We start from the raw sequence: 12,726 nt of genomic DNA, 5'->3' as shown, positions 1-12,726 counted from the left end.
AGTTTTCTTAAGAAAATACAATGGGACAATCCGGCGGGCTCTGCTAAAGTGAAACCATCAAAAATAACAGAGCAGCCAGTGCGCCGCGATGGGTCCGGATGATGTCGACGCTAGCACAGCGGTATCCGGAAGTCGGAGCGGGGCCTGGCCCGGTCGGTTGCTTGTCCGGACGAGCAACCTGAACGAATAGGCCGCGCCGTTGACGTCAACGGGGCGGCCGTTTCTTTTGATGGGTGGAAAGCGTCAGGCCAGCTTGCCGCGCGAGACCAGGACGCCGTCGGCGTCCGCGTAGATCCAGTCGCCCGGCGACACCGCCACGCCGGCGATCTGGATCCGCACATTGCGGTCGCCGTCGCCCTTCTTCGAACTCTTTTGCGGATGGGCGCCCAGGGCGCGCACGCCAACTTCGCAGGCGTTGATCTCGTCGGTGTCGCGGATGCAGCCATACACCACGATGCCGGCCCAGCCGTTGTTTTGCGCCAGCACGCCCAGTTGGCCGCCGACCAGCGCGCGGCGCGTGCTGCCGCCTCCGTCGATCACCAGCACGTGGCCGTTGCCATCGGTCTCCAGCGTGGAACGCACCAGCGCGTTGTCCTCGAACACCTTCAGCGTGGTGGCGGGGCCGCTGAAGCGCGCGTGCTTGCCGTAGCGGGTGAAGAGCGGCGGCAGCACGGCCAGCGCGCCGGATTCCAGCAGTTCGGGATGGTCGTCGCACAGGTCGGTGGTGGCAAAGCTCATGGCATCTCCTTGATGAGTAATCAAACGAGACAATCTTAAGCTTTTTGCAGCCTCAGCGCGCGGGTATTGCCGCCCACGCCCACGGCGGTGACGATGGCCAGCGCCTGGAACACGCCGATGCAGATGAACAGCCAGGCCGGCTGGCCGGCGTCCATCAACGCGCCGAACAGCAGCGGGCCGACCGCCAGGCCGCTGTCCAGGCCCGAGTACACCACGCCGAACACGCGGCCGGTGGCGTTGGGCGGCGCGGCGGCCTTGATCATCAGGTCGCGCGAGGGGCCGGCGATGCCCGCCGCGAAGCCGACCGCCCCCATCATCACGAAGGCCAGCCAGCCCGGCACGGCCGCCATGCCCAGCAGGATGGCCATCAGCGCGGCCAGGCCGAACGCCAGGGCGATGGTGCGGTCGTGGTCCTGGCGGCCGGCGGCCAGGAAGCCGCCCACCAGCATGCCGGCGGCCGAGGCGCCCATGTAAGCCGTGTAGCTGGAGGTGGCCAGCGCCAGCGACATGCCGTACAGCGACACCAGCGCGGACGAGGCGAAGCTCTGGATGCCGGCCAGCGCCAGCGCGGTGATGAAGAAGAAGGCGAAGCACATCCACACCGATTTCAGGCGCAGGAAGTCCAGCGAGCCGTCGCGCGCCTGGCCCGCCGGGACGCGCGCGACGGGGTTGGGGCGCAGCGCGTGGCGGTTCAGCGCGAGGATGGCCAGCACGCCGAACGGCAGCGCGGCGGCGCACAGCAGCGCGGTGCGCCAGTCGGACAGCGTGGTGACGGCGGTCATGAACAGCGGCGACAGGGCCCAGCCGATATTGCCGCTGATGCCGTGCACCGAGAAGCCGTGCGCCAGCCGCGCCGGGGAGACGCGCTGGTTCAGCAGCGTGTAGTCGGCCGGGTGGAACACGCTGTTGCCGGCGCCGGCCAGCATGGCGCCGACCATCAGCACCGCGTAGCTTTGCGCGCCGGACAACACCAGCGCCGAGACGCCCAGCATGCCGACGCCGGAAAACAGCACGGCGCGCGCGCCGAAGCGGTCCACCACGAAGCCGGCCAGCGCCTGGCCCACGCCGGAGACCACGAAGAACACCGTCATCAACAGGCCCACTTCGACGTAGGACAGCTTGAAGGCCGGGATCAGCCACGGGAAAAGCGCGGCCAGGATGACATGGTAAAAGTGCGAGATGCCGTGCGCGAGGCCGACCAGGCCGATCACGCGGGCGTCCTGGCGCAGGGGTGCGGTGGACATTGCGGACTCCAGAGTTGTAGCGTAAAGCCCAGTGTATGCAAAATGTCGCCGGCTGAATTAAGATAGCGTGACATTGTTTATCGCGATCCTGCCAAAGCGAATCCGGGGCTTCCCACATGGCCATCACCGTCGTCACCCACACCAAGACCTACCCCTACAACGATCCGACGCCGGAACGGCCGGTGACGATGCGGGCGCGCGACCTGCAGGCGGCCGAGTTCATGCAGGCCCACAACCATCCCTGGGGCCAAGTCACGTTCGCGCTGGAGGGCGTGCTGCGCGTGGCCGCCAACGGCAGCAGCTGGATCGTGCCGCCGCTGCGGGCGATCTGGATCGCGCCCGAGGTGATGCACGAGGTGACGGTGCTGGAAACGGCGCGGCTGCGGCCACTGTGCGTGCTGGCCGCGCGCGCGCCGTTCGCCGGCAACGAGTGCAAGGTGCTGGCGGTGTCGCCGCTGCTGCGCGAACTGATCGTGGCGCTGGAGCAACTCGATCCGGGTGCCGAACCGGCGCGCGAGGCGCTGCTGGCCGAGTTGATACTCGATGAACTGGGGCGCTCCGCCACCCGTCCCATCCGCGTGCCGCTGCCTGAGGACAAGCGCCTGAAGGTGCTGTGCTCCGCGCTCATCGACGATCCCGGTTCGCCGCAGACCCTGGAGCACTGGGCGCGGCAAGTGGGCGCCTCCGAGCGCACGCTGGCACGCCTGTTCGAGCGGGAGCTGGGGCTGACGTTCGGCCAGTGGCGCCAGCAGGTGCGGCTGGCCCACGCCGCGCCGATGATCGCGCGCGGCATGCCGATGTCGCAGGTGGCCGAGCAGCTGGGCTACGCCAGCCAGTCGGCCTTTTCGGCGATGTTCAAGAAGACCTTCGGCACCACGCCGTCGGCCTTCTTCGCCGACAGCGGCGGGTAGCGCCATACAAGCGGCGCGGGGACGGAGCGAGCGCGACTCGGCGTCCCAAGCTATTCCGCCGGATGCGCGCAGGCCCGCTGGCGTCCACGGGATCGCGTCATCCCAGTTCATCGAGCAGCGCGCGCGCCTGGAGCAGATCGCGCGTCCCCCAGCCCTCCGAGTAGCGTTCATACACCGCCAACAACGGCGCCCGGGCGTCGAGCCGCCGCTCCCGCGCGCGCAGCAGCGCCGCCAGGCTGGTGGCGGCGCGCAGTTCCCAGGCGCCGGCGCCCTGCTCCCCTGCGATGTCCAGCGCGCGCCGGAAGCAACGCTCCGCCTGCGCGTGCGCGCCGGCCTGCGCCAGGGACTCGCCCCAGCCCCGCAGCACCTCGGCGCGGCACCAGCCGGCCGCGCCGGACTCCGCCCGCTCCACGGCGCGCGGCGTCAGCAGGCGCGGATGCAGCGTGGCCATCACGTCCACCTGCAGGTCGCCGCAGAAGCGGCTTTGCCTGAGCGCCGCGATGGCCGCGTCGTCCGGCGCCCCCGTCCCGTGCAGCAGCCGCTGCGCCGCGGCGAAACCCTCGCCCCAGAAGTGCCAGTGCGGCAGCGCGCTGCGCTGGGAGTGCTCCAGCATCATGCCGGTGTAGCGCCGGCCGGCCGCCTCGTCGCCGCTCCAGGTGGCGACGCTGCATGCGAGCAGCAGGGCGAAGCAGAGCGAGATGGCGTGCGCGCCGCGCAGGCCCTCCTCCACGCATTGCCCGGCCACCGCCATGGCCTGGTCCGGATAGCCCTGCAGCCACAGGATGCGGCCCTGCACCGCCAGCGTGGAGATGTGCGGGTCGAACTGGAAACCGCGATTGCGCGACTGTCCCTCGCGGCGCAGCGGATGGTGGACCGCGAAGTCGATGTGGGCGCGCGCGCTGCGCTGCCGCCCCAGGTAATACATCACGCGCGCCAGCATGCGCGCGTGCCCCACCCTGGCCAGCTCGCCGCCATGCCGGTCGACGTCGATGCCATAGCGTTCGGCGTAGCCCAGCGCGATCTCGTAGTCGCCGTTGAAGATGGCGTCCGTGTAGCAGCCCCACAGCGCGGCCATGCGGCACGATACGTCGTCCAGCCGCTGCGCCAGGTCCAGCGCGCGGGCGAAGGCCTCCGATCGCACGCGGCTGTCCGAGTGCTCGCCGGCGTGCAGCAGCGCGTGCCCCATGGCCAGCCGCAGCGGCATTTCGGTGGCGGGGGCCAGCGTGTCCCCGCCGGCGCGCAGCGCGCGTTCCAGCCGGCCGCGATACTCGCCCATCAGCGAGAGCTGATACCACAGCGGCGCGGACACGGCGCACAGCCGCTGGCCAAGCGCGATGTCCCCGGCCGCAACGCCGCCGCCATCCCCGAACGCCCAGTCCAGCGCGGCGCGCACGTGGTCGATGGTGCGGCCGTACACCGCCAGCCATTGCGCCATCGGCTGCCGCTCGACCTCCTCCTGCGCCCGCGCCATGATGTCGCAGCAGCGCTGCGCGTAGCGCCGCGCCACCCGGTCCTGGTCGCCGCTGGCGCGCAGCTTTTCCAGCGCATAGGCGCGCGTGGTCGCCAGCAGGCGATACAGCATGGTGTCGCCGCCGGTGTCGGCGATCAGCAGTGACTTGGCGACCAGGTTGGCGATGCCGTCCAACACGGCGTCGGCCGCGTCTCCCTCTTGCTTCCCTTCGGCCTCGTCCGCGGCCACCGCGACCGCGCACTCCAGCATGAACGGCGCGCGGAAGACGCCGAAGCGGCGCAGGATGGCCTGCTCCGCCGGCGGCAGCATGTGGTAGCTCCAGTCCAGCGTGGCGCGCAGGGTCTGGTGGCGCGGCAGGGCCGTGCGGCGGCCGCGCGTCAACACGGCGAAGCAGTCCTCCAGCCGCGCGGCCAGCGCGTGCACGCCGAAGAACTCCGCGCGCCCGGCCGCCAGTTCGATCGCCAGCGGGATGCCGTCCAGGCGGCGGCAAATCTCCGCCACGGCGGCGGCGTTGTCCTCCGTCAGGCGGAAGCTGTCCACGCTGGCGGTGGCGCGTTCCACAAACAGCTGCACCGCCGGGCTGGCGGCCAGCAGCGCCATGTCCGGCGCCGCGCCGGCCGGCACGGCCGCGGGCAAGGCCAGCGGCGCCAGGCGGTGCACGCACTCGGACTCGGCGCGCAGCGGCTCGCGGCTGGTGGCCAGGATGTGGACGCGCGCCGTCGCGCACAGCAGCCGCTCGGCCAGCGCGGCGGCGCCGTCGATCACGTGTTCGCAGTTGTCCAGCACCAGCAGCGCGTCCGTGTCGCGCAGATGGACCAGCAAGCCCGGCAAAGGATCGCTGGACAGCGCCGGCAGGCCCAGGGCCATGGCCAACGCCACGCCCACCTGGCTGGATTCGGTGAGCGGGGCCAGGTCCACGAAATGCACGCGCTGGCCGAAATGCGGCGCGACGTCGGCCGCCACCGCCAGCGCCAGCGTGGTCTTGCCCATGCCGCCCGGCCCCACCACCGTCAGCAGGCGGCGCTCGATCACCTGCGCGGCCAGCTGCCGGATCGCGTCCTCGCGGCCGATGACGCGGCCGCGCGAAGCCAGCGTGGCGGCCGTCGGTTGCGGCCGTGGCGACGGCCGCGCCGCCGGCTGCCACGGCGCCGGTGGGTCCGGCGCCGCCTGCGTCGCGCGCCGCACCGGCGCGACGAAGCTGTAACCGCGCCCCACCACGTTTTCCACATACGGGCCGTCGTCGCCGCCCAGCGCCTTGCGCAGCGTGCCGATGTGCACCCGCAGGTTGCCCTCCTCGACGAAGGACTGGGGCCACACCCGGGCGATCAGCTCATCCTTGCCGACCACCTCGCCGGGGCGTTCAATCAGCGCCAGCAACAGGTCGAACGCGCGCCCGCTCAGCCGCACCGGACGCGCGCCTTGATAAAGCGCGCGTTCGGCGGGAACCAGGCGATAGGGACCAAACAGCAGGACGGTGTCGGCGGCGGGCATGGGCGTCGAGGGAGAGGGCCGGCTCTCCCTTAAGCTATAAAAAGGCTTAGCTTAACGCCAATTGGAAAGAATTCATGCGCCGCCACAAAGAATAGTTTTGCGTCAGAGGCTGAGAGTTTTTCGGGCGTGCCAGAGCAGCGCGCCAGAAAGTGGCCGATCGAGGCGCAAAGCACAGCCATAGCTCGGGCTATGGCGAGCATTTGCAACGACGAGCGGGCACTTTCTGGCGTGATGAGCGGGCATGATCGAAAGACTCTCAGCCTCTCAGGCCGCGGCCTGGCCTCCCGAGCCGAACACCAGCGCGCCGTCGCGGGCGTCGATGTGGATGGTGTCCTTCGGCCCGAAGCGGCCCTCCAGTATCATCCGCGACAGTGGGTTCTCGATCTCCTGCTGGATCGCGCGTTTCAGCGGCCGCGCGCCGTATACCGGATCGTAGCCCGCCTCGGCGATCTTCTGCAGCGCGGCGTCGGTCACCTCCAGCGCCATCTCCATGCGGGCCAGGCGCTGTTCCAGGATCTTCAGCTGGATCTTCGCGATGGCGCCGATGTTCTTCTCGTCCAGGCCGTGGAACACCACGATCTCGTCGATGCGGTTGATGAACTCCGGACGGAAGTGCGAGCGCACCTCGGCCATCACCGACAGCTTGACCAGCGCCGGATCCGAATCCTCCATCGCCTGTATCTTCTGCGAGCCCAGGTTGGAGGTCATGATAATGACGGTGTTCTTGAAGTCCACCGTGCGGCCCTGGCCGTCCGTCATGCGGCCGTCGTCCAGCACCTGCAGCAGCACATTGAACACGTCGTGGTGCGCCTTCTCCACCTCGTCGAGCAGGATCACGCTGTAGGGCTTGCGGCGCACGGCCTCGGTCAGGTAGCCGCCCTCGTCATAGCCCACGTAGCCGGGCGGCGCGCCGATCAGCCGCGCCACCGAATGCTTCTCCATGAATTCGCTCATGTCCAGCCGTATCATCGACTCCTCGGTGTCGAACAGGAAGGACGCCAGCGCCTTGGTCAACTCGGTCTTGCCCACCCCGGTCGGGCCCAGGAACATGAAGGAGCCGTACGGGCGGTTGGGATCGGCCAGGCCCGCGCGCGAACGGCGGATGGCGTCGGCCACGGCGTTGATCGCCTCGTCCTGTCCCACCACGCGCTCGTGCAGCTTCTCCTCGATGTGCAGCAGCTTGTCGCGCTCGCCCTGCATCATGCGCGAGACGGGGATGCCGGTCGCGCGCGACACCACTTCCGCGATCTCCTCGGCGCCCACCTGGGTGCGCAGCAGCTTGGGCTTGTCGCCCTTGTCGCCGGCCGCGCCGGCCGTCTCGGCCTGCTTCAGCTGGGACTCCAGTTCCGGCAGCTTGCCGTACTGGAGTTCGGACACGCGCTGCCAGTTGGACGCGCGGGTGGCCTCCTCCATCTGCTGCTTGATGCGCTCGATCTCCTCCTTGATGTGGGTGGTGCCCTGCACGTTGGCCTTCTCGGCCTTCAGCACCTCCTCGAAGTCGTTGTACTCGCGCTGCAGCTTGGCGATCTCCTCGTCGATCAGGTCCAGGCGGCGGCGCGAGGCCTCGTCCTTCTCCTTCTTGACGGCTTCCTTCTCGATCTTCAGCTGGATCAGGCGGCGTTCCAGCTTGTCCATGACCTCGGGCTTGGAATCGATCTCGATCTTGATCTTGGAGGCCGCCTCGTCGATCAGGTCGATCGCCTTGTCGGGCAGGAAGCGGTCCGTGATGTAGCGGTGCGACAGCTCGGCCGCCGCGATGATGGCCGCGTCGGTGATGGCCACCTTGTGGTGCAGCTCGTACTTGTCCTGCAGGCCGCGCAGGATGGCGATGGTGGCCTCCACGGTCGGTTCGTCGACCAGGATCTTCTGGAAGCGGCGCTCCAGCGCGGCGTCCTTCTCGATGTATTTGCGGTATTCGTCCAGCGTGGTCGCGCCCAGGCAGTGCAGCTCGCCGCGCGCCAGCGCCGGCTTCAGCATGTTGCCGGCGTCCATCGCGCCCTCGGCCTTGCCGGCGCCCACCATGGTGTGCAGCTCGTCGATGAAGACGATGGTCTGGCCCTCGTCCATGGCCAGTTCCTTCAGCACGGACTTCAGGCGCTCCTCGAATTCGCCGCGGTACTTGGCGCCCGCCAGCAGCGCCGCCATGTCCAGCGACAGCACGCGCTTGCCGCGCAGCGAGTCCGGCACCTCGTTGTTGACGATGCGCTGCGCCAAGCCCTCGACGATGGCGGTCTTGCCGACGCCGGGTTCGCCGATCAGCACGGGGTTGTTCTTGGTGCGCCGCTGCAGCACCTGGATGGCGCGGCGGATCTCGTCGTCGCGGCCGATCACGGGGTCCAGCTTGCCGGCGCGGGCGCGCTCGGTCAGGTCCAGCGTGTATTTCTTGAGCGACTCGCGCTGGCCCTCGGCCTCCTGCGAGTCCACGTTGGCGCCGCCGCGCACGGTGGCGATGGCCGCCTCCAGCGCCTTGCGGGTCAGGCCGTTCTCGCGCGACAGCTTGCCGGCGTCCGACTTGTCGTCGGCCAGCGCCAGCAGCACCATTTCGCTGGAAACGAACTGGTCGCCGCGCTTCTGCGCCTCCTTGTCGGACAGGTTCAGCGCGCCGATCAGCTCGCGGCTGACCTGCACGTCGCCGCCGTTGCCGGACACCTTGGGCAGGCGCTCCAGCGAGCTCTTCAGCGCGTTGACCAGGCCATTGACGTTGACGCCGGCGCGCTGCAGCAGCGAACGGGCGCTGCCGTCGTCCTGGTTCAGCAGGGCCGTCAACAGGTGCACCGGTTCGATGTAGGGATTGTCGTTGCCCACGGCCAGGCTTTGCGCGTCGGCCAGGGCTTCCTGCAGTTTTGTCGTGAGTTTGTCTTGCCGCATGTTGAATGCTCCTGATTATTGGTTGATCTCCAAGTTGGGATGGGCAACCTGTTTTCAAGGAGCATTCATGATTCAGATCAAGACGTCTCCCATTTCCTCAGGGCGGCGTCGTCGCTGACGCGGGCATCGACCCAGCGCGCCCCGGCCGGGGTCTGCTCCTTCTTCCAGAACGGTGCTTCCGTCTTCAGGTAGTCGATGATGAATTCGCAAGCGGCGAAAGCCTCGCCCCGATGGGCGGATGTCACGGCGACGAGCACGATCTGCTCCATCGGCTTCAGGGGGCCGATGCGGTGGATGACCAGCGCGCCATAGACGGGCCAGCGCTGTTTGGCCTGCTCGATGATGGCCTCGATCGATTGCTCCGTCATGCCGGGGTAGTGTTCGAGTTCCATCTCCGCGACATCGGCGCCCTCGTTCAGGTCGCGCACCGTGCCGACGAAGCTCACTATACCGCCAACCTTGGCGTTCCCGGCGCGCAGTTGCGCCAGCTCGGCGGCGACGTCGAAGTCCTCCGCCTGGACCCGGACCTGCGTCTTTCCATCCATCATTTCGAGTCCGCGCCGATGCGGCGGAACAGCTGCTCGATGCGGGTGGCGGTGCGCGCGTCGGCCAGGGCCGGCATCGCGCACAGCTGCAGGAACTGGGCCGCCTGCGTCATCGGCTTCTGGCCGGACTTGAGCGACGATTGCAGCACTTCCACCTGCAGCTTCAGGCGGTCGCGCGCGAACTCGGCGCCGCTGTCGACGCCGGCCACGATCTCCAGGCGCAACACTTCCTGCAGCAGTTTGGCGCGGCCCGCCTCCAGTTGGCCGGCGTAGGCGGCGCGCTTGCCTTGCGCCTCGGCGGCCAGGGCGGCGGCGTAGCGCGTGTGCAAGGTGCGCTCGTATTCGGCGGCCAGCGGCGGCAAGGCTTTCCAGCGGCCTTCCCAATCGGCGCTGTCGATGGCGTCGGCGCCGGTGAGCGCCGTTTCCAGCGCCTGCACCAGGCGCAGCTTGTCGCGCAGCGCGTTGGCCTGGGCGGCGCCGGCGCGCTTGCGGATCGCGTCCGACTGCGCCTGCACGGCGGCCACGGCGGCCTTGTAGCGCTGCTCAATCTTCTGCTCGCTGGCGCGCGGCACGTGGCCGGACGCGTGCCAGGCGGCGGCGGCGTCCTTCAAGGCCTTGGCCATCGCGGCCAGCTGGGCCTTGTCGTCGCCGCCGAAGGTGGCGTTTTCCAGCTGCGCGCAGATGTCCTCGCGCACATGCAGGTGCGCCTTGCGCTCGCTGTCCGCCGCGTGCGCCGACTCCTTGCGGGCGGCGAAGATGGCGTCGCAGGCGGCGCGGAAACGCTGCCACAGCGCCTGTTCCTGCTTGCGCTCCAGTGGCAGCGCCTTGGCGTGCTCTTGCCAGCGCTCCTGCAGCGAACGCACGGCGTCCAGCGTGTGGCGGTCGCTCGGGTTGAGCTTGAGGGCTTCCTCGATCAATTCCTCGCGGCCGGACACTTCGACACGGCGCTGCTGTTCCAGCGGCGCCAGCATGGCGTCCATGGCCTTGCCGAAGGCGCTGTCCAGCTTTTTCTTTTCCTTGCGGTCGATCGCGCCCAGGCGGCTCCAAGCCTGGCGCAGGCGCTGCGAGGCGGCGGCCAGGCCTTTATAGTTGGGCGTGCCGGCGGCGGCGATCTCGGCGGCCATGGTTTCGATCTCCGAAATCATGGCCTGCGCCTTGGCGGCGTTGGTGTGGCGCTCGTCGGCCAAGTGCTTGAAGTGGGCCGCGGCCGGCGCGTAGGCGGCGGTGCAGGCGGTGTCGAAGCGTTCCCACAGGCCCTTGGGGGCCGGACCGGACACGCCGTCCAGCGCCTTCCAGCGCTCGCGCATGCTGCCGACCTTCTTGGCCAGCTCGGACATGGCCAGTTGCTGGCCTTGCAGGTCTTCCACCGCTTTCACCAACTCTTCGCGCGAGACGTTGCCGCCCCAGCGCGCCCAGTCGCCCAGGCGCTTCAATTCGCCGCGCACGTGGGCCAGGCGGTCGGCCTGGGGCGGCGTCAGGCGGCCGGTTTTGCTTTCCTTTAACAGCTTGTCGTGGTCGGCGGCGATGTGCAGTTGGCCTTGCGCCAAGGCGGCTTCCATGGCGTCCAGCGTGGCCATGAATTGCTTGTTGGCTTCCTTGGATGCATCGGACGCGGGCGCTTGCTGGCGGGCGGGCTTGGCGGGGCGCTCGCCGCCTTGCTCTGCGCCGCGGTTTTCGCGATTGTCCTTGGCGGCGTTGGCGGGCGCGGCCTTGGCCGGGGCGGCTCCGGTTTGATTGTCCTGGGGCTTGCGGGCGGCGTCCGGGCGTTCGTTGCGTTCGGCGCGCCGGGTGGCCGGGACGCTGGCCAGCAGCGCGTCGAAGGCCGGCTGCAGACCCGCGGCCAGCGTGTGCTGCGGCAGGCTTTTCCAGGTGCGGGTCAGCTCTTCGGCGCTCAGCGCGGCGGGGCCGGCAGACTGCCAGCCGGCCAGCGCTGCGCGGCGGGCTTGCAGGGCCGCCTGGCCGGCGCGGACGTCGGCCATCGCCGTTTCAAAGTCGCCCAGCAGGTGGCGCGGCAGCGCGGCGCTCTCCGGCGCCGCCACGTGCTTGGCGTGCTCGGCGGCCAGGGAGTCGAGGAGATCGGCGAAGGCGTCGGGCGCGGCGGCGTCCTGGACCGGGGCGGTGGCGCTGGCCCGCGGTTGATCGCCAACGGGCGCGGCGGCATCGGTGGCGCCGACGGCGGGCTCATTGGAGGCCGGCGCGCTTTCCGCTTCGGCCTTGATGGCGGCGCGGGGCGCATCGTTGGCGCTTGCATCCGCATGCGCGGCGACGGACGCGTTATCTACGGCGGTCTCGGCGGCAGCCGGCTCGGCGTTGGCCGGCGTATCGGCTTGCGCGGCGGCTGGGGCGTTTTCCGCAGCGGTCTCGGCCGCGGTCTGAGGCACATCCGCGGTCTGAGGCGCATCATTGGCGCTTGCCTCGGCTTGCGCGGCGACGCGCGTGTCACTCGCGGCCGCCTCGGCGACGGCTTGGGGCGCATCGTCGGCGTTTACCTCGGCTTGCACGGCGACTGACGCGCTATCTGGGGCGGCCTCGGCAGCGGCCGGCTCGGCGTTGGCGGGCGAATCGGCTTGCGCGGCGACCGGCGCGTTTTCCGCGGCGGTCTGAGGCACATCGTTGGCGCTTGCCTCGGCGCGCGCGGCGACGGACGCGTTTTCCGCGGCGACCTCGGCGGCCGGCTCGGCGTTGGCCGGCGCTTCTGCGGCGGCCTGCGGCTGTTCATCGGACGGCGACGATTCGGCTTGCGCAGCGGCGGGCGCCGGCGTGGCGGCTGGAACGGCCACCAGCGCGGCTTGCACTTCGGGAGGGACGTCGCCGGCGGCGATGCGCCTCACGGCGGCGAGCGCGTCCAGCGCGGCACGCTGCAGGGCGACCTGGTCCTCCAGGCGCTTGCCCAGCGCGGCGCGCACGCCGTTGAACTCGTCCGTCAGCTCCGGCGTGGCGGCGATGATCTTCCACATGCGGTCGAGTTCGGCGACCTGGTTGGGGGTGAGTTTTTCATCGGCCAGCAGCTTGCGGGCGGCGGCGATGGTGACCTCGGCCTGGCGCTGCTCGGCCTGCTGGTGGCGCAGCGCGTCCAGGCGCGACTGCATCAGCTTGGCCACGCGGCGGTCGGTGTTGCGCATGGCCTGCTGGACTTTCTCCAGCATCGGCTGCGAGTGGACGTGCGCGGCGGCGGCCAGGCGCACGTCGGCGAATTCGCTTTGGAGGATCAGCTCGACCGCGCCGGCCTCGTCGCCTTCGAGCGACTTGGCCCGTTCGCCCTGCGCGGCGCGGCGGGCGGCGGTCTGTTCAGCTTGCGCGGAGGAGGCGGCCGTGGCGGCGGCCTGCTCCGGAGTGGCCTGCTGATCGGACGGCTTATCGCCTGGGCGCTTGAAGAGGAATTCGAACATAGTGGGCTATCGATGGATCAAAACCGCCATGATAGCAAAGGAACGCGTTTTGCTTCGGCGTCCGCCATA

7 protein-coding genes are annotated in these 12,726 nt (G+C 69.7%); 1 reads left to right on the top strand and 6 read right to left on the bottom strand.

Annotation, left to right across the window (positions count from 1 at the left end):
• Positions 1 to 243: 243 nt before the first annotated feature.
• Together rraA and BM436_RS24955 are read right to left on the bottom strand one after the other, a co-directional pair.
• Complete coding sequence (rraA, locus tag BM436_RS24960) at positions 244 to 738, bottom strand: ribonuclease E activity regulator RraA (protein ID WP_093558239.1); 495 nt, start codon at positions 736 to 738, stop codon at positions 244 to 246.
• A 35-nt stretch (positions 739 to 773) separates the two neighbouring features.
• Positions 774 to 1,982 (bottom strand): MFS transporter, encoded by a 1,209-nt coding sequence (locus BM436_RS24955; RefSeq protein ID WP_093558238.1) that lies wholly within the window; start codon positions 1,980 to 1,982, stop codon positions 774 to 776.
• Positions 1,983 to 2,098: 116 nt separating this feature from the next.
• Between BM436_RS24955 and BM436_RS24950 the strand changes: the two genes are divergently transcribed.
• Complete coding sequence (locus BM436_RS24950; protein ID WP_093558237.1) at positions 2,099 to 2,893, top strand: helix-turn-helix transcriptional regulator; 795 nt, start codon at positions 2,099 to 2,101, stop codon at positions 2,891 to 2,893.
• 97 nt (positions 2,894 to 2,990) lie between these two features.
• Here the strand turns inward: BM436_RS24950 and BM436_RS24945 are convergent, their stop codons facing one another.
• From BM436_RS24945 to BM436_RS38350, 4 genes are all read right to left on the bottom strand, one after another.
• Positions 2,991 to 5,855 carry an ATP-binding protein gene (locus BM436_RS24945; RefSeq protein ID WP_093558236.1) on the bottom strand — a complete coding sequence of 955 codons (2,865 nt, stop codon included), beginning with the start codon at positions 5,853 to 5,855 and terminating at the stop codon, positions 2,991 to 2,993.
• Positions 5,856 to 6,119: 264 nt separating this feature from the next.
• Positions 6,120 to 8,723 carry an ATP-dependent chaperone ClpB gene (gene clpB / locus BM436_RS24940; protein WP_093558235.1) on the bottom strand — a complete coding sequence of 868 codons (2,604 nt, stop codon included), beginning with the start codon at positions 8,721 to 8,723 and terminating at the stop codon, positions 6,120 to 6,122.
• Positions 8,724 to 8,800: 77 nt separating this feature from the next.
• Positions 8,801 to 9,271 carry a molybdopterin synthase catalytic subunit MoaE gene (moaE, locus tag BM436_RS24935; protein WP_229490685.1) on the bottom strand — a complete coding sequence of 157 codons (471 nt, stop codon included), beginning with the start codon at positions 9,269 to 9,271 and terminating at the stop codon, positions 8,801 to 8,803.
• Positions 9,268 to 12,657 carry a DUF349 domain-containing protein gene (locus BM436_RS38350; RefSeq protein ID WP_259741442.1) on the bottom strand — a complete coding sequence of 1,130 codons (3,390 nt, stop codon included), beginning with the start codon at positions 12,655 to 12,657 and terminating at the stop codon, positions 9,268 to 9,270. The genes moaE and BM436_RS38350 overlap by 4 nt, the downstream gene beginning before the upstream one ends.
• Between the last annotated feature and the right edge of the window lie 69 nt (positions 12,658 to 12,726).

It is taken from the genome of Pseudoduganella namucuonensis, assembly GCF_900116645.1.
In the GTDB taxonomy this organism is placed as follows: Bacteria; Pseudomonadota; Gammaproteobacteria; order Burkholderiales; family Burkholderiaceae_D; genus Rugamonas; species Rugamonas namucuonensis.
The sequence above is the reverse complement of the archived record's forward strand: the minus strand, read 5'-3'. Positions and strand labels throughout refer to the sequence as shown.

What these genes read in the sequence shown, in the direction of transcription:
- rraA (WP_093558239.1), bottom strand. Translation starts at nt 738, where the DNA reads ATGAGCTTTGCCACCACCGACCTGTGCGACGACCATCCCGAACTGCTG.
- BM436_RS24945 (WP_093558236.1), bottom strand. Translation starts at nt 5,855, where the DNA reads ATGCCCGCCGCCGACACCGTCCTGCTGTTTGGTCCCTATCGCCTGGTT.
- BM436_RS24950 (WP_093558237.1), top strand. Translation starts at nt 2,099, where the DNA reads ATGGCCATCACCGTCGTCACCCACACCAAGACCTACCCCTACAACGAT.
- BM436_RS38350 (WP_259741442.1), bottom strand. Translation starts at nt 12,657, where the DNA reads ATGTTCGAATTCCTCTTCAAGCGCCCAGGCGATAAGCCGTCCGATCAG.
- moaE (WP_229490685.1), bottom strand. Translation starts at nt 9,271, where the DNA reads ATGATGGATGGAAAGACGCAGGTCCGGGTCCAGGCGGAGGACTTCGAC.
- clpB (WP_093558235.1), bottom strand. Translation starts at nt 8,723, where the DNA reads ATGCGGCAAGACAAACTCACGACAAAACTGCAGGAAGCCCTGGCCGAC.
- BM436_RS24955 (WP_093558238.1), bottom strand. Translation starts at nt 1,982, where the DNA reads ATGTCCACCGCACCCCTGCGCCAGGACGCCCGCGTGATCGGCCTGGTC.